Source organism: Mycobacteroides sp. PCS013 (assembly GCF_049532645.1).
Classification (GTDB): domain Bacteria; phylum Actinomycetota; class Actinomycetes; order Mycobacteriales; family Mycobacteriaceae; genus Mycobacterium; species Mycobacterium gwanakae.
The window spans coordinates 1253847-1274670 of sequence record NZ_CP150131.1 but is presented as its reverse complement, the minus strand read 5'-3'; the positions used below and the strand labels follow the sequence as shown (position 1 = coordinate 1274670).

Sequence of the window (20824 nt, the reverse complement as noted above, 5' to 3'; positions counted from 1 at the left end):
AAAGGAAATCCGTGTACAGAAATTGCAGAATTGGTAATTGCCGTCCACCAGATTTGGAAGACCGGGTATGAGTGCGAATAGCCGCCGCCTTGATCGCCGGGCGAGTTTTACCGCGCAATCCTGCGCCGCGCAACGCGCGGCCGAGACGATGCAATCACCCCGCCGACGTCTCCTCAACGATCCCTACTCACGCTATTTCATCCGTAGCCCGCTATTACGTGCCTGTTTGATTCATCCGCTGGTGGCCCGCGGATTTATCGGGGTACTCAAATCGGTATTCGGCGCCGCAGGTCACTTCTTTTTGGTATTGCGGGTGCGCTATACCGATGACGTCCTCAAGAAGGCCATCGATGATGGCGTTGATCAACTCGTGCTCCTGGGCGCGGGGTTCGACACCACTACCTTGCGCCGCGTCGCGCACGGCCCGATCAAGATCTTCGAGGTCGACGCACCGACTACCCAGGCGGACAAACGAGCCGTCATGGAACGGCTCCAACCAGCCGACAGCAACGATGAAATCGTGTGGGTTCCTTGCGATTTCGAACACGACATACTCCGCGAAAGGCTCCTCGCCAGCGGATTCGATCCCACCCGGCCAAGCCTGTTCGTCTGGCTCGGTGTGACCGCTTACCTCACCCAAGACGCGCTCGACGCGACACTTGCCGACCTCGCGACGGTCTGCGCGCCCGGAAGCCTGCTGGTTTTCGACTACCTGGACACCAGTGTCGTCACGGGCGGAGACAACAAGTCGGTGCGTGCCCGGCTATGGACCGAAGCGGCGGCACGGTTCGGCGAGCCGTACCTCACCGGTCTCACCGCGGCAGACGCCGACGCGCTGCTGGCCTCGCATGGATTCCAGTGCCGCCAGCACCTGACCACGCTCGAATTGCTGCGGCATTACGCACCGGCATATGCCAGTCGATCACCTGCCGACGGCCGGGCGGCGATCACCACAGCGCAGCGCACCTGACGGTGGGCTCGCCACATATCCGCGATGCGAAGCGGTGACGGCCGCAACGGCGTTCACCAGCTATAATGAGGGCCACAACCTGCATGAACAGGGAACTAATGCCCCGGGTACGGCGTTGAGCTAGACAGCCACCAGCAATTTGAGCGCGGGATCCGAGTGCAGAGACCCGCAGTGAAGAGGAGAAGTACACATGGCAGATCGTGTTCTACGAGGCAGCCGACTCGGTGCCGTCAGCTACGAAACCGATCGTGACCACGACCTGGCGCCTCGCCGCATGGCTCGCTACCGCACCGAGAACGGTGAAGAGTTCGACGTTCCCTTCGCCCACGACGCCGAGATCCCGGCGAACTGGGCATGCCGCAATGGCCTGGAGGGCACCCTGCTCGACGGCGACGTGCCCGAGCCCAAGAAGGTCAAGCCCCCGCGCACGCACTGGGACATGCTCCTGGAGCGCCGCAGCGTCGAGGAGCTCGACGAGCTGCTCAAGGAGCGTCTGGAACTGATCAAGGGCCGTCGCCGGGGCTAGAACCACCCGCCCTGATGAGCGCCCCCGGCAGGTCCGTCTCGGGTTCAGCCGTGCTGATCACCGGTGCCGCCAGCGGGATGGGAAAGGCCACGGCCCGGATTTTCGCCGAAGACGGCGCGTTTGTCGCGGTCACCGATCTTCGGCTGGAGGATGCGCAGGCGGTTGCCGCGGAGATCGGTGAGTCCGCCGTGCCGTGGGCACTGGATGTCACCGACGAGGCACAGATCATCGAGGTCGTCGCGGCGGTTGCCGAACGGTTCGGCCGGCTGGACATTGTGGTGAATAACGCGGGTTTCGCGGCGTTCAGATCACTTGATGACCCCGACTACGGCAGCACCTGGGATCGCTCACTTGCCGTGCATCTGAGCGCACCCCAACGGATCGTCCGTGCGGCGCTACCGTTTCTGCGCGACTCCCCCGCCCCGCGCGTGGTGAACATCGCCTCAACGGAAGCTCTCGGCGCCACGCCGTACGACAGCCCGTACGCTGCGGCCAAAGCCGGTCTGGCCGGCCTGACCAGGAGCTTGGCGGTCGACCTGGGGCGGGAGGGAATCACCGTGAACTGCATCTGCCCGGGTCCCATAGATACCGCGATGACAGCAGCGATCTCGGCCGAGGACAAGGACACCTATGCGCGCAGGCGCACCGCACTGCGCCGCTACGGCCGCGCCGAAGAGGTCGCCCACATGACGCTGAGCGTGTGCCTACCGGCCGCCTCGTACCTGACCGGCACGGTCATCCCCGTCGACGGCGGCCTGATGGCCCGCAATGCGTGAGGACTGACTCCCTCAGCGATTGATGCCGCGGGCCCGGTCCAGACGGCTTTGGACGCCCCATTTGGTCACCTTGACCAGGGCTTCGTTGATGATGGATCCACTCATCTTGGATTCGCCGATCGCGCGTTCGGTGAAGGTGATCGGCACCTCGGCAACCTCAAAGCCGTGCGCGATGGTGCGCAGGGTGAGATCGATCTGGAAGCAGTACCCGTGCGATTCCACGGCCGCCAGATCCAGCTTCTCGAGCACCTCACGCCGGTAGGCGCGATAGCCCGCGGTGATGTCATGCGGCTTCACACCCAGCACCAGCCGGGCATACACGTTCGCACTCCGGGACAGCACCAGGCGCCGCCACGGCCAGTTGACAACGGTACCGCCGGGTACGTAGCGAGATCCGATCGCCAGATCGGCTCCGGCGTCGACGGCGTCAAGCAGCCGGGACAGCTGTTCGGGTGCGTGGCTGCCGTCGGCGTCCATCTCCACCAGCACCGAGTACTGGCGCGCCAGGCCCCAGCCGAAGCCCGCGATGTAGGCCGCACCGAGGCCACCCTTTTCCTTGCGGTGCATGACATGTACGCGGTCGGGGTCGGCGAGCGCCGCCTCGTCGGCCAGTTCGCCGGTGCCGTCCGGGCTACCGTCGTCAACGATCAGCACGTGCACATCGGGTTGCGCCTTGTGCAACCGACCAAGGATCAGCGGGAGGTTCTCCCGCTCGTTGTACGTCGGAATGATCACCAGGGTCCGGGCGCTCGGACGTTCGGTCACGGGATCCACTCCGGTCAGGTCTCCTTAATCGGTGAGGCCGGTTCTACCTCATGTTTGGGCCTCTTCAGCCCTCCATTGTGCAGTATCGCCAGGCCAGCCGAGGCCAGGACGGCAAGTCCGGCGATCAGAGCCAGCGCCCACTCCACCCACGGACCCCATTGCGTGGCCGGTGTCACATCGTTGTGCAGCCGCACCTGCATGTCGATGTAGGCCGGTTCGAAGAACTTGGTGCGCCCCGCGTCGACGCCGTCGGGAGAGATAAACGCGCTGATCCCGGTGGTGCCGACGACGATGACTTCCCGATCGTGCTCGACGGCCCGCACCTTGGAGATGGCCAGTTGCTGTTCACTCATCGCCGTACCGAACAGGGCGTTATTACTCGGCACGGTGAGTATCTCGGCACCGTTCAGGGTGGACTGCCGCAGCGCCCGATCGAACAGAACCTCCCAGCAGGTGGCAACGCCGATCTTCACGCCGCCCGCCGTGACGACGCCGTTGCCGTCTCCGGGGACGAAGTATCCGGCCCGGTCCGCGTACTTGGAGAAGTGCGCGAAGAAGGTCCGCCACGGTAAATACTCACCGAATGGCTGCACGATCTGCTTGTCGTGACGCTCGCCGGGGCCGCTGTCGGGATCCCAGACGATCACCGAATTGATCGATTTGGGCTGTTCGGGGGTGGAATCTGGATGCCGCAGCACGCCGCCGACCAGGATGGGAACGCCGATGGCCTGCGCCGCCTCGGTGATTGCCTCGGCTGCGTCGGCGTTGCGGATCGGATCGATGTCCGAGGAGTTCTCCGGCCACACCACGAACTGCGGCGCCGGGGCCTTGCCCGCCTTCACGTCCGCGGCCAGCAAGAGCGTTTCCTTGACGTGATAGTCCAGCACGGCGCGCCGCTGTGCGTTGAAATCGAGCCCCAGCCGGGGCACGTTCCCCTGCACCGCGGCGACGGTGACACTGCGGCCATCGGTGGCGCCGTGGCTGGCGTGTCGAACCTGCTGCCAGCTCACCGCCATGGCGAAGAGGACGAGGCAGACGCACGCCCCGGGCAGCAGCACCGAGGGCACCGGACGCGCACCGCCTGGTCCCACCGAGGGGCTGCGCCACCAGCGGTACATCTCAATGCCGAGCGCGGTCACCGCGAACGCACCCAGGGCCACCGTGAAGGACACCAATGGCGCGCCCCCGTACCGAGCCAGGCTCAGCATCGGACCATCGCCCTGACCGAAAGCGACTCGGCCCCATGGGAATCCGCCAAATGGAACGCTTGCCTTACCCCATTCGGCGGCAGACCACGCGGCGGCGAACCACAGCGGCCAGCCCGGCAGCCGGCGCACGGCGACGGCCAGCACGCCGAACAAGGCGACCCAGGTCGCGCACAGCAACGACAGCGCCAGCCACGGGACGACGCCCACCAGCTGGCCCGTCCACGGCAGCAGCGGAACGTAGAAGGCGAGACCGAACAGCAGCCCGTACCCCAGCCCACCGCGCAGCCTGGTGTTCGACGACCACAGCACCAAACCCAGGATGGACAGCGCCGGGAAGGCCGCCCACCAGAAACCCCAGGGCGGGAAGCTCGCGCACAACAGGAGACCGCCGATCACCGCCGCACCCTGGCGGGGCGCCGCACGCAGCCAGGCCCGGCCGAACGCGATACCGCGGGCACGCACCGCCGCCGCGAAGGCCGCGCCACGTGAAGGCCCGGTTTTCGCCGGAGCCTCCGGCTCCTCGTCGGCCGGAACGTCGGCGGCCTCGGCCAGCTCGGTCACGTCCTGGCCGGCAGTCTCCTCAACGGACTCGTCGACAGTTTCGTCAGCCATGGATCACCGTGCCACGGTGCACAGTTCGTAGACACTTGGGAAGCACAGCGGCGGCGTCCGATAAGTCCGGCAGGGCGGGGACACGCGAGCGTGGGTCGGTGGACCACCGCTGTACACCCGGTTGGCTGGTGTTGATGGTCAACTCCCCCGTCTCCCAAATCGCATAGCTGGCAAGTGCTCCCGGGATCAGCGTGCCCGTGGCACCGTCATGAACTCCCTGGGCGCGCCAGCCACCTCGGGTGGCGGCGCCGAACGCCGCGCGGACCGAGACGGAACTGGTTGGGGTGCGGTGATGGGCTGCCGCCCGCACCGTCATCCACGGATCCAGGGGCGTGACAGGGGCGTCAGAACCGAACGCGAGGGGCACGCCTTGGGATGCTAACAGCGCCAGCGGGTTTAGCTGTGTACCTCGATCCACGCCGAGTCGTTCCGCGTACATACCATCGGGGCCGCCCCAGAGGGCGTCAAAGGCCGGTTGCACACTGGCGATCACCCCAAGGCGACCGAGCTGCTCCGCCTGTGCCGCCGAGATCATTTCCAGGTGCTCAAGGCGGTGCCCGCATCGAGCCACGGCCGGTATGCCGTGCCGGGTGGCGACGCGGTCCAGCGCGTCGATCACCTGAGTGACGGCAGCGTCACCGATCACATGGAATCCCGCGGTAATACCGGCCCGTGTGCACGAGTCCAGGTGCGTCTCAACGGTTTCGGCATCCAGATGCATGGTGCCGCAGGTGTGTGGCGCGTCGTGATAGGGCTCCTGCAGCCAGGCGGTGTGCGATCCCAATGCACCGTCGACGAAGAGGTCTCCGGCCAGACCGGCGGCCCCCGTCAACGCGATGAGCTCGCGCGCGTGTTCGGCGTCGCGCGCCGGCTCGCCCCAGTATCCGGTGACCTGCACGCCATGTTCGGTGGCCAACAGCTCGCGGAAATCGTCCAGACCACTGATCTCCGGCCCGCCGCACTCGTGCACCGACACCAGACCCAGCGATGCCGCGCTGTCCAGCGCCGCGCGCCGCGCTGTCGCACGCCCATTGACGGAGAGCGCGCCGCGCGCATGTGCCCGTAACAGGTGGTGCGCCGCGCCGGCCACCGGATGTTCGGGATGAAATCCCGTGGCCCCGGCAAGCCCGGGTACCTGCTGCCGCAGCGCGGTCGACGCCGCAGCCGAATGCACATCGATCCGGCTGAGGTAGACGGCCCGGCCAGGCGCGGCCTCGTCGAGATCGGCAGTGGTCAGCGGCTGCCGCTCAGGCCATCGCGATTCGTCCCAGCCATGCCCCCAGATCACCTCATCCGAGTGCTCGCCGGCGTACGCGGTCAGTCGGGCCAGGCACTGCCCCCGCGAAGACATCCCGGACAAGTCCAGCCCGATGAGGGACAGTCCGATGGCGGTGAGATGAACATGGGCGTCGACGAACGCGGGCGCGACGAAGGCACCCTCGAGGTCGACGATGTCGGCGTTCGGGAACTCGGCACGACCGAGGTCGTCCTCGCCGATCCAGCTGATGACATCACCGGTCACGGCCATCGCGGTCGCCGCCGGATGCGACGGGCTATGCACGCGCGCATTGACGAGCAGTTGAGTCTGCACTCGCTAATTCTGCCGGGTTCGGGCGGTGTCTACGCAGGCAGGTCGTGGCCGGGACGGTATCGCCGAGACGGTCCGGCTTGCTCGTCACTCACGTCGATGACCTCACCGTCGATGTAATCGACGGTCCTCGCCCGTGTTTGAGCCCCCTGAAAGGCGCCGTATCCGGTGGGTATGACGGTGATGAGGGGCGCACGCCTACTCAGCTGGCGGGCCGCGACCAGGGTCAGCACCGGCCGCAGGACCGCACGGGTCGGGGGCAGCAGCATCAGCAGTCCGATGACCGAGGAGACCAGCCCGGGAATCACCACCGCAATGGTTCCCAGCGCGATGAGCGCGCCGTCCGCGACGGCCCCTCCCGGGGATCTGACTCCACGTCGCAGCTGATCAACGGCGCGTCGAGCCTGAGAGCCGGCAAGTATGAGACCTGCCACGAAGGCGGCAAGGACGGCGATGATGGTCCAGCCGATACCCACCGCCGAGGTCAACGCCACCAGGGCGGACACCTCCACGATCACGTACAGCAGAAACAGACCAGGCCACATATCCGGTCAACGTGCCGACCCGTCGCCGGGTTCCCGACTCACGCCGCGGTTCAGGCGGTGACGGCCAAGCCGATGGTGCCGCTGCTGCCGCGACGCACGATGCTCGCCTTGACCAGCACCCAGCCCAACAGGCCGTACTTGTGGGTGATGGCCGCGCGGGCTCGCTGCGTGCCCTCGGTATCCAGGACACGCGCGATGCCCTCGATCTCGCCGCTGCGGACCTTGCCGCGCACATCGCAGATGGCTAGCGAGACCCGCGGGGTGTTTCGGATCCGGCGCACCTTCCAGGATGTCGTCTCGGTCCACACGAGAAGTTCACCGTCCTCAGGCGCCGCCCAGACCGCGGCAGGTTTGGCCCGGCCGTCCTTGGTGTAGGTGGTCAGCAGGACATACTTGGCAGCACAGACTTCGGCGAATGTCGGCACCGGGAGGTTCGCACCCATGCCGACCAGTCTAGGAACCTCAGAGCGCTTCCGGCGCGCCGAGCGTCACTGAAATCCCAACCCTGGCGCCGTTACGCCGGTCCAGCCAGGCGGTCACGATCCGGCTGGCCAGCCCGTATCGGCTGACCACCGCCGACCGAATACGCGCCACGGACGCCGGATCCTCGACGATCACCGCGGTGGCGTCGGCGGACGGGCTGATCACCCTGCCGCGCTGAGTACAGACGGCCACCCGCACCTTCCTGTTGCGCCGGATCCTTCCGACCTTCCAGGTGTTGGCACTTGTGGTCAGCAGAAGCTCGTCGCCCTCTGCCACGAAGCCCATCGGAGTTGGCTTGGGCACACCGTCTTTGGTGAATGTGGTCAACAGGATGTAGCGGCCCGCCGCCACCGTGCCGATGTTCAAGCCGATATCCCGGGCCATGCTCCGATGCTACGACTCCAACTCGCCCTCGGTTTCCAGGAACACCGAACGCAAATCATCCAAAACTTGCTGATCGGGTTCTTGCCAGAGACCCCGGCTGGCTGCCTCCAACAATCTCTCGGCAATCCCGTGAAGAGCCCACGGGTTCGATTGCTGCATGAACTTGCGATTCTGCTCGTCGAGCACGTAGCTGTTGGTGAGCTGCTCGTACATCCAGTCGGCCATCACGTTCGCGGTGGCGTCGTATCCGAACAGGTAGTCGACGGTGGCGGCCATCTCGAATGCACCCTTGTAACCGTGCCGGCGCATCGCCTCCAACCACCGCGGATTCACCACGCGCGCACGGAAAACCCTTGTGGTTTCTTCAGATAACGTACGGGTATGCACCGCGTCGGGCCGGGTGTTGTCGCCGATGTATGCCGCCGGCGCCTTGCCGGTGAGCGCTCGCACCGCGGCGACCATGCCACCGTGATACTGGAAATAGTCGTCCGAGTCGGCAATATCGTGTTCACGGGTGTCGGTGTTCTTGGCCGCCACCGCGATCCGGCGATACTGATGACGCATATCCTCGCTGGCAGCCGCACCGTCCAGTCCGCGGCCGTAGGCGAATCCGCCCCACGCTGTGTAGACCTGTTCCAAATCCGAGTCGTTGCGCCAGTTTTGACTATCGATCAGCTGAAGCAGTCCCGCCCCGTAGGTGCCGGGCTTGGAGCCGAAGATGCGCATGGTGGCACGGCGCCAGTCTCCGTGTTCGGCACGATCAGCCTCGGCGTGCGCCCGCAGATAGTTCTCCTCGGCAGATTCGTCGAGTCCGGCCGCAAGAGCGACGGCGTCGTCGAGCATGGTCACCACGTGCGGGAAGGCGTCGCGGAAGAATCCGGAGATGCGCACCGTGACGTCGATGCGAGGGCGCCCGAGCTCCGACAGGGAGATCGCCTCGAGGCTCACCACGCGCCGGGAGGCGTCATCCCATACCGGCCGAACTCCCAGGAGGGCAAGGACTTCGGCAATATCGTCGCCAGAGGTCCGCATGGCCGAGGTACCCCAGATCGAAAGCCCGACGGACCGCGGCCAGTCGCCGTAGTCGGTGCGGTATCGCTGCAGGAGCGAGTCCGCCATGGCCTGCCCGGTCTCCCAGGCCAACTTCGACGGAACCGCCTTGGGGTCCACCGAGTAGAAGTTGCGTCCGGTGGGCAACACGTTGACGAGTCCACGCAGCGGCGAGCCAGAGGGCCCGGCCTCGATGAATCGGCCATCAAGAGCGCGAAGCACCGCGTCGATCTCACCGTTGGTGCCGTCCAGCCGTGGCACCACCTCCGTCGCCGCGAACCGCAGGATCGATGCGACCTGAGGGTCGTCGGTGAGTTGACCGACCGCATCCGGGCTCCAGCCTGTGCCCTGCAACGCGGCTAGCAACGAATGTGCTTGCTGATCAATCTCATCCACCCGCGCACGGTCGTCGGTGCCGTCCTCGGCCAGGCCGAGCGCCTGCCGCAACCCCGGCACCGACTGTTCGCCGGCCCACATCTGCCGGGCGCGCAGGATCGAGAGCACCAGATCAACCTGAGCGGCACCCGTGGGCGCACTGCCCAGGATGTGCAGGCCGTCACGGATCTGCACATCCTTGATCTCGCAGAGCCATCCGTCGACGTGCAGCAGCATGTCGTCGAAGACGTCCTCGTCGGGGCGCTCTTCGAGTCCCAGGTCGTGGTCCATCTTCGCTGCACGCATCAGCGTCCAGATCTGCTGGCGGATCGCCGGCAGTTTGGCCGGATCCAGCGCCGAGATGTTCGCGTGCTCATCGAGAAGCTGCTCCAAACGCGCGATATCCCCGTAGGTCTCGGCGCGCGCCATGGGTGGAATCAGGTGATCGACCAGGGTCGCGTGCGCGCGCCGCTTGGCCTGGGTGCCCTCGCCCGGATCGTTCACCAGGAACGGGTAGATGAGTGGCAGGTCACCGATCGCGGCATCGGTAGCGCAATCTGCGGACAGGCCAACGGTTTTCCCGGGCAACCACTCCAGGTTGCCATGCTTGCCCAGGTGCACCAGCGCATCGGCGCCAAATCCACCCTCCTCACGCGGGGCCGACAGCCAGCGATACGCGGCCAGATAATGGTGGCTCGGCGGCAGATCGGGATCGTGATAGATGGCCACCGGGTTCTCGCCGAACCCGCGAGGCGGCTGCACCAGCAGCAGGACATTGCCTGCTTGCAAGGCGGCAATCACGATATCGCCGTCGGGGTTGACACTGGTGTCCACGAACAGGTTCCCCGGCGGCGGCCCCCAGTGTTCGACGACCTGCTCGGCGAGACCGGGCGCCAGCCGGGAGAACCACTCCCGGTACTGGCGAGCCGGAACACGAATCGGGTTGCCCGCCAGCTGGTCTGCGGTAAGCCAGTCCGGATCTTGGCCACCCCGCTCGATGAGCGCGTGCACCAGGGTGTCCCCGTCCCCGTCCGCGGCGGGGCGACCGGTCGCGGGCAGTCCGGGGATGTCGCCGTCGGCGCCCACGTCGTAGCCGGCCTCCCGCATCGCGGTCAGCAATGCCACCGCACTGGCCGGAGTGTCCAGTCCCACCGCGTTCCCGATCCTGGCGTGCTTGGTGGGGTACGCGGAGAACACCAGTGCAATCCGGCGCTCACCGGCGGGGATGGATCGAAGTTTCGCATGCCGCAGCGCGACACCTGCCACCCGAGCGCAGCGCTCCGGGTCGGGAACATAGGTGATGAGGCCGTCGCTGTCGATCTCCTTGAACGAGAACGGCACGGTGATGATGCGCCCGTCGAATTCGGGCACCGCGACCTGAGTGGCGACGTCCAACGGACTCATGCCGTCGTCGTTGGCCTCCCAATCATCTCGGGGGCTGGTCAGGCACAGCCCCTGCAGGATCGGGATATCAAGGGCGGCAAGATGGCCGACATTCCACTCGTCGTCAGCCCCTCCGGCTCCCACAGCCGCCGGGGTGGCGCCGCCCGCGGCCAGCACGGTGACCACCATCGCGTCAGCGGCGGCGAGCGTCTCCAGGAGTTCCGCCGGCGCGGTGCGTAGCGAGGCGCAGTACACCGGAAGCGCCCGCCCTCCGAGGTTTTCAATGGCGGTGCAGAGAGCCTCTACGTATGCGGTGTTCCCGGCCAGCTGCTGAGCGCGGTAGTACAGCACCGCGACGGTGGGACCATCAACACTCCCGGTCGCGCGCTCCAGCACTCCCCAGGCCGGGTTTGTCGTCGGCGGTTCGAAGCCGATACCCGTCATCAGGACGGTGTCGGACAAGAAGGCATGCAGCTGCTGCAGATTGGCCGTCCCGCCCTCGGCCAGGTACCGGTGCACCTGCAGGGCGACGCCGCCCGGAACGGTCGAGCATTCCATGAGTTCGGCATCGGGAGCCTGTTCACCGGAGACCACCACGGCCGGCACTCCGGAGGCAATGACGGCGTCGATGCCCTCCTCCCAGCCGCGACGTCCGCCCAGAAGCCGGACAACCACCAACCCCATCCCCTCCAGCAGGCCCGGGACGTCGTCGACGTGGATACGAGAGGGGTTGGCCCATCGATAGTTCGCACCGCTGGCGCGCGCGCTCAGCAGGTCGGTATCCGATGTCGACAGAATCAGGATCGGGGCATTGCTCACAGGACATTCGTACCGTAGTCCTACGGTGAGTAGGTGACCCGCTCCTCAGCCGACGACGCGTGCCCCGGTGCGCTGCGGTTACATGAGGCGGCCGACGGAGCACTGGCACGCATCCGGTTGCCCGGCGGGATGCTCTCGTCGGCGCAGTTGGCCGCGTTGGCCACAGCAGCAGGCAGCCATGGCGCACCCGTTTTGGAGCTGACCTCCCGCGGCAACATTCAGCTGCGATCGATCCGGGATGCGGACGCGGTGGGCACCCTGCTATCGGACGCCGGGCTGCTGCCGTCGCCCAGCCACGAACGAGTGCGCAACATCGTGGCCTCGCCGCTCTCGGGCCGGGCCGGTGACTTCCCCGATGTGCGGCCGCTGGTCCTCGCGCTCGACCATGGGCTGATCTCAGCTTCCGTGCTCGCCGCCCTTCCGGGCCGCTTCCTGTTCAGCCTCGATGACGGACGCGCCGACATGGCCACCATGGGTGCGGACATCGGGCTCGGCCATGGGCCGGGCGGCTGGCGTGTTCTCCTCGATGGTCATGGCACCTCTACGTGTGTCGCCGACCCGGACGCCGCCGTCGACCATGTGCTCGCGGTGGCGCAGACCTTCGTAGAGATTCGGGGAAACGCATGGCGCGTCCGGGAGCTACCGGACGGCGCCAAGACCCTGGCCGCGGCGATCGGCGCAACACTGATCGCGGGGCCGGGCGAGGCAGGGCCCGCGCCGCACGCGCCCGTGGGATGGATCGAGCAGTATCCCGACCACGAGTTGGTGACGCTGGGGGCCGCCGTTCCGTTGGGCCAGCTGCCGGCTCGGGTGGCAGCACTGCTGGCCGCCGCCGAAAGACCCGTCGTCATCACCCCATGGCGGTCGGTGCTGCTGTGCGATCTGCCCCACGAGGACGCCGACGCGGTACTGCGGGTGCTGGCACCTCTGGGCCTGGTCTTCGACGAGCGCTCCCCATGGCTCAATGCCAGCTCGTGCACCGGGCTGCCGGGATGCGGACGCTCACGAACCGATGTCCACGCCGACGTCCGGCTCGAAGTCGCCGAAGAGATCGCCAGCGGTATTCATTCGCCGGTACATCGGCATTGGGTCGGGTGTCCACGGGCCTGCGGCTCCCCCACCACAGGCCAGGTGCTGGTGGCGACGGAGCTGGGTTATCGACCGCTCGAGCGGCACCCGTAGGGTTAGCGCGTGCTGGACTACGTGCGAGACGGAGCCGAGATCTATCGGCAATCGTTCGCGACCATCAGGGCCGAGGCAGATTTGTCGGCCTTCCCCGATGACGTCGCGCGTGTGGTGGTCCGGCTCATTCACACCTGTGGGCAGGTGGATTTACCCGGCGAAATCGCCTTCACCCCCGATGTGGTGACACGCACCCGAGCGGCATTGGATGCGGGTGCCCCCATCCTGTGCGATTCGTCGATGGTCGCGGCCGGGATCACCCGTCTGCGCCTGCCCGCGGACAACGAAGTGGTGTCCCTGGTGGCCGATCCGCGCGCCGCCGATTTGGCCCAGCGCACCGGGACTACGAGATCTGCTGCTGCGGTGGATCTTTGGTCCGATCGACTACCGGGATCGGTGGCCGCGATCGGAAATGCCCCCACGGCGCTATTCCGCATACTCGAACTCATCGACGAAGGTGTGGCACCCCCGGTGGCCGTCCTGGGCGGCCCGGTCGGTTTCGTCGGTTCGGCACAGTCCAAGCAGGAGCTGATCGACCGTCCCCGTGGCATGGACTACCTGTTGGTGCGAGGGCGGCGCGGTGGCAGCGCGATGGCCGCCGCTGCCGTGAATGCGATTGCGAGCGAGAAGGAATGAGCAGAGGAACGCTCTGGGGGGTGGGCCTGGGCCCCGGTGATCCCGAACTGGTGACCGTGAAGGCCGCCCGCGTGATCGGCGAAGCCGATGTCGTGGCATTCCACAGCGCACGGCACGGCCGCAGCATCGCCCGCTCAATTGCGCAGCCGTATCTGCGGCCCGGCCAGATCGAGGAGCACCTGGTCTACCCGGTGACCACCGAGACCACCGATCACCCAGGCGGGTACCGCGGTGCGATCGATGACTTCTACGAGGAGTCCGCGAATCGGATTGCCGCCCATTTGGATTCGGGCCGAAATGTGGCGCTGCTCGCCGAAGGTGATCCGCTGTTCTACAGCTCGTACATGCATATGCACCGCCGCCTGACCGACAGGTTCGACGCGGTCATCATCCCCGGTGTGACGTCGGTCAGCGCCGCATCAGCCGCAACGGGTACGCCCTTGGTCGAGGGCGACGAGATCCTGACGGTCATCCCCGGCACCTTGCCCGCCGACGAGATCGCCCGCAGGCTCAGCGATTCGGATGCGGCAGTCATCATGAAACTGGGACGCTCCTACGGCGCCGTCCGACAGGCGTTGGACACCGCTGGCGTGCTGGACCGTGCTTACTACGTGGAACGAGCCAGCACCACGCAGCAGCGGGTACTGTCCGCCGCCGATGTCGATCCGTCTTCGGTGCCCTATTTCTCACTGGTCCTGGTTCCCGGGGCACAACCCCTCGGCGACACCGCGCAGGACGGAATGGTGACGGTGGTCGGTTTGGGTCCCGGCCATCATGATTGGACCACCACCGAGGTACGGCACGAACTGGCGCTCGCCACCGATCTCATCGGATACGGGCCGTATCTGGATCGTATCCCCGCTCGCGACGGTCAAGTCCGTCATGCCAGCGACAACCGTGACGAGCCCGCACGCGCCGAACTGTCCTTCAAGCTCGCTGCGGGTGGCCGCCGGGTGGCCGTGGTGTCCTCGGGGGACCCGGGTGTGTTCGCGATGGCGGCGGCGGTGATGGAAGAGGCCCGAGCGTGGCCCGATGTCACGGTGCGGGTGCTTCCGGCGATGACGGCGGCGCAGGCCGTCGCCAGTCGGGTCGGGGCACCCCTCGGGCATGACTATGCGGTGATCTCGCTGTCCGATCGCCTCAAGCCATGGCAGGTCATCGAGTCCCGGCTACGCGCCGCGGCCGCGGCCGACCTGGTGCTGGCCGTGTACAACCCGGCCTCGAAGTCGCGCACCTGGCAAGTGGCTTCCATGCGCGACGTGCTGCTGGAACACCGCGACCCGGCGACTCCGGTCGTACTGGGACGCGATGTCGGCGGCGCGGGAGAGTCCGTGCGGGTGACCACCCTGGGTGACCTCGACCCGTCAGCGGTGGACATGCGCACCCTGCTGATCATCGGATCCTCACAGACCCAGTGGCAGGACACCGATTCGGGACCTCAGGTGTTCACGCCTCGGCGGTATCCCGCTCAGTGACCCAGTGCTGTGCCTCGTCCACGGTAGACACGGTGCGCACCTTCTCCGGCAGGGCCGGCCTGTCGATCATCACCACGGGAATGCCCAGCACTGCAGCGGCTTCCAACTTCGCCGAAGTCATCGTTCCGCCGCTGTTCTTGGTGACCAGCACCTCGATCTCGTACTGGCGCATGAGATCGGTCTCTTCCTCGAGTGAATAGGGCCCACGCGACAACAACAGATGGTGCCGCTCGGGCAGTTCGTCGGCGGGCACCGGCTCCACCACACGGATCAGGAACCAGGCGTCCGAGAACAGAAACGCCCCGATGCTGGAGCGCCCCGAGGTCAGGAACACCCGTGAAAAGCCCTGTGCCACCACCGTGTCCTTGGCCTCGGCGGCCGAGCACACCACGGTGGCATCTCCCGCCGGCCAGGGTGGACGGCGCAGGATGAGGTGCGGGATACCCAGCCGGGCGCATGCCGCAGCGGCGTTCTCGGTAATCGTCGCCGCGAACGGATGCGTAGCGTCGACCACGGCGTCGATATTGTTATCCAACAACCATTTCCGTAGTCCGGCCTCTCCACCAAAGCCCCCGATGCGCAACTCGCCGGCCGGAACTGCCGGGTTGCGCACCCGCCCCGCGAGCGAGGTGGTGACATCGAACCGGGGTGCCAGCCGCTCCGCCAGCTCGCGCGCCTCCGCCGAGCCGCCGAGAATCAAGATCTTCATCTAATGTGTTGCCCCTCTGCGACGTCCGGCCGAGTACAGGTAGCTATCCGTGAACCCCTCTGCCGCAAGTACCTTTCCGACGAAGATGACCGCCGTCTTGGTCACGCCCGCTTGTTTCATCTGCTCGGCGATGTCCGCGAGAGTGCCACGAAGGATGGTCTCCGATGGCCAGCTGGCATATGCGACGACAGCAACCGGCGTGCCCGGCGGATACCCCCCGGCGACGAGATCAGCTACCACATTGTCGATTTGGGCCGCGGCCAGGTGCAACGCCAGCGTCGCCCCCGGCGCCGCCAGAGTGCGCAAATCCTCGCCGGCGGGCATCGCGGTGGACAGCGTCGAGACCCGGGTGATTGTCACGGTCTGCGCGACACCGGGAACGGTGAGCTCGGCGCCCAATGCCGCCGCGGCCGCGGCGAAGGCAGGCACACCCGGAACGATCTCGTGGCCGATGCCGAGGGCATCCAGTCGACGGCACTGCTCGGCCACCGCACTGTACAGCGAGGGGTCACCCGAGTGGAGCCTGGCGACATCCAATCCCTGTGCGTCAGCGCTGGATATCTCCTCGATGATGGCATCCAAGGTCAGTGGGCCGGTGTCGATGATTCGGGCGTCGGGCGGGCACACCGCCAGGAGGTCGGGCGGCATGATCGATCCGGCGTACAGGCACACCATGCAGCGCTGCAGAATCCGCTGACCGCGCACCGTGATGAGGTCGGCGGCGCCCGGTCCCGCGCCGATGAAGTAGACGGTCATGACTTTTCCCCGGTCCATTGAGCCACGGGCAGCCGGGATCTCCAGCTGGTGAAGGCTCCGAGCGGAGCCGCGTCCTCCACGCGGTACCGGTGCAGCTCTCCCCCATGGCGGGAATACCAATGCAATAGCAGCGCTTCGGACTCCGCGGTCACCGCGTTGACGACAATCCTGCCTCCGCTCGGCAGCCGTTCCCAGCACGCCTCCAGCAGACCGGCATTGGTCACGCCACCGCCGACAAAGATCGCGTCCGGCGGGCAGGCCCTGTCGAAATCGCCAGGTGCCGCGGCGAAACACTCGACGTCTACGCCGAATTTCGTCGCGTTGGCCACGATCGCGGCCCGCCGCGATGGCTTGATCTCGAAGGCAGAGGCGCTGCAGCCGGCGCCACTGCGAGACCATTCGATCGCGATGCTGCCCGACCCTGCGCCCACATCCCAAAGCCGCTGGCCCGGTCGCGGCGCGAGTGATGCCAGCGTGACCGCCCGGATCTCGCGCTTGGTTATCTGCCCATCGTGTTCGAAGGCGTCCTCGGACAACCCCGCGACCAGTGGCAGCACCGCCTCTCCCGCTGCCGTCGGAAAATATTCCACGGCAACGACATTCAATGCATGACCGGGAGAATGGCCCCAATCGCGAGCGACCCCTTCCAGGCTTTTCTCTGCCGCTCCACCCAGCTGCTCCCACACCGTCAGCCGTGAGTCACCCAGCCCGGAATCGGTCAGGGTCTGCGCCAGCTCAGCCGGAGTGTCCGCGTTGCGGCTGAGCACGATCGCCCGACCGCCGAACCGCAGCGCGGAGGTCGCCAGCGCATTGACCAGGCTGATGATCTCCACATCGTTCACCGCCCATCCCATTCGTGCGCAGGCCAACGACACACTGGATACGTGCGGTAACACACGCACCCGATCCGCTCCGAAGAGCCGGATCAGCGTGGTGCCGATGCCATGCAGCATCGGGTCACCGCTGGCCAGCACGTGGACATTGCCGAGACCATCGAACATGGTGGGCAACGCGGGCAACAGGGGCGAAGGCCATACCCGGCACTCGGCCGCCAGGGATTCTTCGGCCAGCAGTTCCAGCTGGCGTAGCGAACCGAATATCACTGAGGCGTGCTGTAATTCGCGGCGGGAACGCATGGATAGCCCGTCGACACCGTCCGCACCTATCCCGATCACGGTGATCACCGCGGCATCCTGCGCCATAGAGATGACGGTACCCAGCGCATGATGAATGCGAGCGTTCCCAGCGCACGCGGAATCCACACGGTGCGCTTCCCGCTGCGCAGGGCGCGCACGGTCGCCTCCGCCACCTGGGGCGGTGTGCTCGCCAATGGTGCCGGTGACATACCCGCCGCCATCCGACCGATCACGAAGCCGGGGCGCGCGATCAACAGGTGCACGCCCGAACCGTGCAGGGCGTCGGCGAGCCCGCTCGCGAAACCGTCGAGCCCCGCCTTGGCCGATCCGTACACGTAATTGGCACGCCGCACTCGCCATCCGGCGATCGAGGAGAACACCACCAGCGCACCGCGCCCGGCACCGCGCATGCGCACGGCCAGCTGGGTCAACAACGCCACCTGCGCCACGTAGTCGATGTGCACGATCGCCGCCGCATGGCCGGCATCGGTTTCCGCCCGCTCCTGGTCACCCAGCAGTCCAAACGCGAGCACCGCCACGTCGATGGCTCCATGCCGCTCGGTAAGGGCGGCCAGCACCGATTCGTGGGTGTCGAGCCGGTCGGCGTCGAACTCGACGCAATCGACCGCAACGGCCCCCGCGTCACGGACGCGCCGTTCCTCGTCCTGCAGGTCACCGGCCCGGCGCGCCGCGAGGACCACCGTGTTTCCGGCGGCGAGACGCGTGGCCACCTCAAGTCCGATTTCGCTGCGTCCGCCGAATATCACCACCGTCGACGGTCTTCCCGCACGCGGATCATCCCCAAGCTGGCCGGAGTGTCGCACCGTGTCGGTCACGTCAGCGATTATGTCCTGCGCTAGCGTGAGACTTGATGCCGAACACCCCTACAACTCGACTTACCGATGATGCGCTGGCGTTCCTGTCCGAGCGCCATCTCGCGATGCTGACCACTCTGCGGCAGGACAACAGCCCGCACGTGGTGGCTGTCGGCTTCACTTTTGACCCGGTCACGCACATCGCGCGGGTCATCACCACCGGCGGGTCGCAGAAAGCGGTCAACGCCGAGCGTGGAGGCCTCGCGGTACTGAGTCAGGTGGACGGCGCCCGCTGGCTTTCCCTGGAGGGCTCGGCCACCGTCGTCACCGACAAAGAGGCGGTACGCGACGCCGAGCTGCGTTATGCGCAGCGCTACCGCACACCGCGGGTGAACCCGCAGCGGGTGGTCATCGAGGTCAAGATCGAACGGGTACTGGGCTCCTCGGATCTACTGAACCGCGGCGACGCCCCTACCGAGTAGGCACCACCGTCAGGCCGTGCGGCCGTGAATTCACCGATTCGCAACCATTTTCGGTGACGACGACGATGTCCTCGATTCGCGCGCCCCACTGCCCCGGGAAGTACACGCCAGGCTCGATGCTGAAGGCCATTCCCGGCTCCAGGATCAGATCGTTGCCCTCCACGATGTACGGCTCCTCGTGTACCGACAGTCCGATGCCGTGCCCGGTGCGATGCACGAATGCCTCACCCATCCCCGCCTCGACGAGAACGCGGCGCGCGGCGGCATCCACCGACTGGGCGCTCACGCCGGGCCGGGCCGCCCGTACCGCCGCCTGCTGCGCCTGCTCCAGAATTGAAATCCGGTGAGCCACATCGGAGTCAGGCTCACCAATGCTGTAGGTACGCGTGCTGTCGGAGTTGTAACCGGGCTCGTAGCTGCCGCCGATATCCACTACGACGATGTCCCCGGTCTGCAGCTCGCGGTCGGAGCATTCGTGGTGCGGGTCGGCCCCATGCGGACCGGACCCGACGATGATGAAGGCGACTTCCGAATGCCCCTCGGCCACAATCGCTTCAGCGATGTCGGCGGCCACCTGCGCCTCCGTGCGGCCCGGTACCAGCAGTTCGGGCACCAGCGCGTGGACGCGATCGATGGCCGCCCCGGCCTTGCGCAGGGCATCGATCTCGGAGGCGTCCTTGACCATGCGCAGTCGGCGCAGCACCCCGGTGGCCAGTATCGGCACGGTCCCGATCAATTCGGTCAGCGGGAGTAGATGCAGCGCGGGCATGGACTCGGTGACGGCAATGGTGCCCGACAACGCACCATCCGGGGAACCCAACGCCGCCCGTACCAGCTCATAGGGATTCTCCCCGTCCACCCAATCGCTGATCGGGATGCCGAGGTCGCCGATCGCCGAATCCTGCAGCGCCGCAAGCTCCATCCGCGGCGCGATCACGGTGGGCGTTCCCGAGGCAGGCACCACCAACGCCGTGAGCCGCTCGAATGTCTGCGCGCGTGAGCCGGTCAGATATCTCAGGTCGTATCCGGGTGTGACCACCAAGCCCGCCACCCCGGCCGTCGCGGCCTCCTGAGCGGCACGTTGCAGACGGTTGGCGTACACATCGGATTCAAAACGCTGGGGTGCCATACGGTCCAGGCTATCTGGCATAGGTTGAGTGCCGTGTCAGAAGACCTCCACCGACCCGTCCTGCTCCTCGATGGAGCCAGCCTGTGGTTCCGTTCATACTTCGGCGTCCCGGATTCCATCAAGTCCCCTGATGGCAGACCCGTCAATGCGGTCCGCGGCTTCCTCGACACCATCTCCCAGCTCATCACGCTGCATCGGCCGCATCGGCTTGTGGTGTGCCTGGATCTGGACTGGCGGCCCGCCTGGCGGGTTGCCGCGATTCCGTCGTACAAGGCGCATCGTGTGGTCGCGGAGGAGCCCGACGGCGCCGTCGATGTCGAAGAGGTGCCCGACGACCTGACACCCCAGGTCGACATGATCGCCGAAATGCTGGATGCGTTCGGCATCGCGTCCGCCGGCGCCCCGGGATTCGAAGCCGACGACGTCCTGGGCACCCTCGCGGCCGCTGAACGGCGCGACCCGGTGATCGTGGTCAGCGGGGACCGAGACCTACTGCAGGTGGTCACCGATGCCCCGGTACCTGTTCGCGTCTTCTACATGGGGCGCGGGTTCGCCAAGGCCACATTGTTCGGACCGGTGGAGGTATCCGAGCAGTACGGCGTGCCCGTCGAGCGCGCCGGCGCGGCGTACGCCGAGCTGGCCCTGCTGCGCGGCGACCCGTCCGACGGTCTGCCCGGTGTTGCCGGGGTGGGCGAGAAGACCGCCGCCAAACTTCTGGCCGAGCACCACTCGCTGACCGGCATTCTCGCAGCGGCCGATGATCCAAAATCAGGGCTGGCCAAGGCCGTTCGCGCCAAGTTGCAGGCCTCGGTCGACTACATCGCGGCTGCCGAGCCGGTGGTGCGGGTGGCCGTGGATGCGCCGGTCACCATCGATCGGGACAGCGATGCGCTACCGCTGGCCGCCCGAGATCCGCGGCGAGTCGCCGAACTCGGTGCCGAGCTGGGCATCGGTTCGGCGATCACGCGCCTCCAGAAGGCATTGGACACGCTGCCGCAGCCTTAAGCCGAGAACGCAAAA

20 protein-coding genes are annotated in these 20824 nt (G+C 66.7%); 8 read left to right on the top strand and 12 right to left on the bottom strand.

Annotation, left to right across the window (positions count from 1 at the left end):
• Positions 1 to 67: 67 nt before the first annotated feature.
• The 3 genes from RHO23_RS06240 (at position 68) to RHO23_RS06230 (ending at position 2272) form a co-directional block, all read left to right on the top strand.
• On the top strand, positions 68 to 970 hold the full coding sequence (locus tag RHO23_RS06240; protein ID WP_070949722.1) for a class I SAM-dependent methyltransferase: 903 nt from the start codon (positions 68 to 70) through the stop codon (positions 968 to 970).
• A gap of 190 nt (positions 971 to 1160) precedes the next feature.
• On the top strand, positions 1161 to 1496 hold the full coding sequence (locus RHO23_RS06235; RefSeq protein WP_005061379.1) for an RNA polymerase-binding protein RbpA: 336 nt from the start codon (positions 1161 to 1163) through the stop codon (positions 1494 to 1496).
• A 77-nt stretch (positions 1497 to 1573) separates the two neighbouring features.
• Positions 1574 to 2272 carry an SDR family NAD(P)-dependent oxidoreductase gene (locus tag RHO23_RS06230; RefSeq protein ID WP_232784603.1) on the top strand — a complete coding sequence of 233 codons (699 nt, stop codon included), beginning with the start codon at positions 1574 to 1576 and terminating at the stop codon, positions 2270 to 2272.
• A 12-nt stretch (positions 2273 to 2284) separates the two neighbouring features.
• On the opposite strand, the gene RHO23_RS06225 is transcribed toward RHO23_RS06230, so the two are convergent.
• The 7 genes from RHO23_RS06225 to cobN form a co-directional block, all read right to left on the bottom strand.
• A complete protein-coding gene (locus tag RHO23_RS06225) occupies positions 2285 to 3046 on the bottom strand; it encodes a polyprenol monophosphomannose synthase (RefSeq protein WP_044104481.1) in 762 nt (253 codons plus the stop codon).
• 5 nt (positions 3047 to 3051) lie between these two features.
• The gene (lnt, locus tag RHO23_RS06220) at positions 3052 to 4857 is read right to left on the bottom strand and encodes an apolipoprotein N-acyltransferase (protein ID WP_423488815.1); all 1806 of its coding nucleotides are present in this window, start codon (positions 4855 to 4857) and stop codon (positions 3052 to 3054) included.
• Complete coding sequence (locus tag RHO23_RS06215; RefSeq protein WP_423489182.1) at positions 4850 to 6385, bottom strand: amidohydrolase; 1536 nt, start codon at positions 6383 to 6385, stop codon at positions 4850 to 4852. Before RHO23_RS06215 ends, lnt begins: the two co-directional genes overlap by 8 nt.
• A gap of 92 nt (positions 6386 to 6477) precedes the next feature.
• Positions 6478 to 6990, bottom strand: coding sequence for an FxsA family protein (locus RHO23_RS06210; RefSeq protein WP_423488814.1), 513 nt, complete (start codon positions 6988 to 6990; stop codon positions 6478 to 6480).
• A 50-nt stretch (positions 6991 to 7040) separates the two neighbouring features.
• Positions 7041 to 7442 carry a PPOX class F420-dependent oxidoreductase gene (locus tag RHO23_RS06205; RefSeq protein WP_423489181.1) on the bottom strand — a complete coding sequence of 134 codons (402 nt, stop codon included), beginning with the start codon at positions 7440 to 7442 and terminating at the stop codon, positions 7041 to 7043.
• Between the two features lie 10 nt (positions 7443 to 7452).
• On the bottom strand, positions 7453 to 7857 hold the full coding sequence (locus tag RHO23_RS06200; RefSeq protein ID WP_030095642.1) for a PPOX class F420-dependent oxidoreductase: 405 nt from the start codon (positions 7855 to 7857) through the stop codon (positions 7453 to 7455).
• A 9-nt stretch (positions 7858 to 7866) separates the two neighbouring features.
• The gene (gene cobN, locus RHO23_RS06195) at positions 7867 to 11484 is read right to left on the bottom strand and encodes a cobaltochelatase subunit CobN (protein ID WP_423488813.1); all 3618 of its coding nucleotides are present in this window, start codon (positions 11482 to 11484) and stop codon (positions 7867 to 7869) included.
• A gap of 33 nt (positions 11485 to 11517) precedes the next feature.
• Between cobN and cobG the strand changes: the two genes are divergently transcribed.
• From cobG to RHO23_RS06180, 3 genes are read left to right on the top strand one after another with little or no spacing between them, the layout of a single operon-like run.
• Positions 11518 to 12666 (top strand): precorrin-3B synthase, encoded by a 1149-nt coding sequence (gene cobG / locus RHO23_RS06190; protein ID WP_423488812.1) that lies wholly within the window; start codon positions 11518 to 11520, stop codon positions 12664 to 12666.
• A 9-nt stretch (positions 12667 to 12675) separates the two neighbouring features.
• Complete coding sequence (locus RHO23_RS06185) at positions 12676 to 13302, top strand: precorrin-8X methylmutase (RefSeq protein ID WP_423488811.1); 627 nt, start codon at positions 12676 to 12678, stop codon at positions 13300 to 13302.
• Positions 13299 to 14777: a precorrin-2 C(20)-methyltransferase gene (locus RHO23_RS06180; protein WP_057964736.1), complete on the top strand. Its 1479-nt coding sequence runs from the start codon at positions 13299 to 13301 to the stop codon at positions 14775 to 14777. The genes RHO23_RS06185 and RHO23_RS06180 overlap by 4 nt, the downstream gene beginning before the upstream one ends.
• On the opposite strand, the gene RHO23_RS06175 is transcribed toward RHO23_RS06180, so the two are convergent.
• The 4 genes from RHO23_RS06175 to RHO23_RS06160 are packed head-to-tail and all read right to left on the bottom strand — an operon-like array spanning position 14749 to position 18148.
• Complete coding sequence (locus RHO23_RS06175; RefSeq protein ID WP_078322031.1) at positions 14749 to 15477, bottom strand: cobalt-precorrin-6A reductase; 729 nt, start codon at positions 15475 to 15477, stop codon at positions 14749 to 14751. The genes RHO23_RS06180 and RHO23_RS06175 overlap by 29 nt on opposite strands.
• A 9-nt stretch (positions 15478 to 15486) precedes the next feature.
• A complete protein-coding gene (cobM, locus tag RHO23_RS06170) occupies positions 15487 to 16242 on the bottom strand; it encodes a precorrin-4 C(11)-methyltransferase (RefSeq protein ID WP_423488810.1) in 756 nt (251 codons plus the stop codon).
• Entirely contained in the window at positions 16239 to 17444 is a 1206-nt protein-coding gene (gene cbiE / locus RHO23_RS06165; protein WP_423488809.1) for a precorrin-6y C5,15-methyltransferase (decarboxylating) subunit CbiE, read from the bottom strand. The genes cobM and cbiE overlap by 4 nt, the downstream gene beginning before the upstream one ends.
• The gene (locus tag RHO23_RS06160; protein WP_030095634.1) at positions 17423 to 18148 is read right to left on the bottom strand and encodes an SDR family NAD(P)-dependent oxidoreductase; all 726 of its coding nucleotides are present in this window, start codon (positions 18146 to 18148) and stop codon (positions 17423 to 17425) included. The genes cbiE and RHO23_RS06160 overlap by 22 nt, the downstream gene beginning before the upstream one ends.
• Before the next feature lie 101 nt (positions 18149 to 18249).
• Between RHO23_RS06160 and RHO23_RS06155 the strand changes: the two genes are divergently transcribed.
• Entirely contained in the window at positions 18250 to 18675 is a 426-nt protein-coding gene (locus RHO23_RS06155; protein WP_030095633.1) for a F420-dependent biliverdin reductase, read from the top strand.
• Here the strand turns inward: RHO23_RS06155 and RHO23_RS06150 are convergent.
• On the bottom strand, positions 18665 to 19804 hold the full coding sequence (locus RHO23_RS06150; protein ID WP_030095632.1) for a M24 family metallopeptidase: 1140 nt from the start codon (positions 19802 to 19804) through the stop codon (positions 18665 to 18667). The genes RHO23_RS06155 and RHO23_RS06150 overlap by 11 nt on opposite strands.
• A 60-nt stretch (positions 19805 to 19864) precedes the next feature.
• On the opposite strand from RHO23_RS06150, the gene RHO23_RS06145 reads away from it, so the two are divergent.
• Positions 19865 to 20809 carry a 5'-3' exonuclease gene (locus RHO23_RS06145; protein WP_423489180.1) on the top strand — a complete coding sequence of 315 codons (945 nt, stop codon included), beginning with the start codon at positions 19865 to 19867 and terminating at the stop codon, positions 20807 to 20809.
• Positions 20810 to 20824 lie beyond the last annotated feature (15 nt).